The sequence below is a fragment of the Kitasatospora sp. SUK 42 genome, from assembly GCF_015776785.2.
In the GTDB taxonomy this organism is placed as follows: Bacteria; Actinomycetota; Actinomycetes; order Streptomycetales; family Streptomycetaceae; genus Kitasatospora.
Genome location: NZ_LFMD02000023.1, coordinates 1 through 559 on the forward strand (window position 1 = coordinate 1; position 559 = coordinate 559).

A 559-nucleotide genomic window follows, 5' to 3' on the forward strand; every position below is an offset into this window, starting at 1 on the left:
TTGATGCTCCTATTGGCTGTCAAGCGGCGGTGAGCCAGTCGCGGTAGGCGTTGGCGAGGTCGTCGTCTCGGCGGATGCCACGTTCGAGGGTGGAGATGGTGGCGGGCCAGACCCCGAAGTGGTTGGCGACGGCGGTGAGGGTGATGTTCTTCGCCTGCCGCATGGGTCTCAGGTCGGCGATGCCGGGGACGGTGACCGTGCTGCTCAGGCAGCGGAACATCTCCCGGGCGACGGCCCGTTTCAGGAGCCGGATGATCTCCTTCTTCGTCCGGCCGTCTGCGGTCTGCCGGACCACGTACTCACGGGTGCGGGTATCACTGGCCATGCGGACCAGGGCGATGCGGTAGAGGGCCGCGTTGGCGGCCCGGTCACCGCCGCGGGAGAGGCGGTGGCGGTTGGTGCGGCCGCTGGAGGCGGGGACGGGGGCGGCTCCGCACAGGGCGGCGAACGCCGCCTCGGTGCGCAGGCGTTCGGGGTTGCCTCCGGCGGTGACCAGCAGCTGGGCGGCGGTGTCGGGGCCGACGCCGTAGGCGGCCCGCAGGCCGGGATTGCGGGCGGT

General features: G+C 71.7%; 1 pseudogene. It reads right to left on the reverse strand.

Annotated elements, in window-relative coordinates:
* Positions 1 to 202: 202 nt before the first annotated feature.
* Positions 203 to 559, reverse strand: a pseudogene (locus tag RZ50_RS28180) (transposase); the annotation flags it as partial.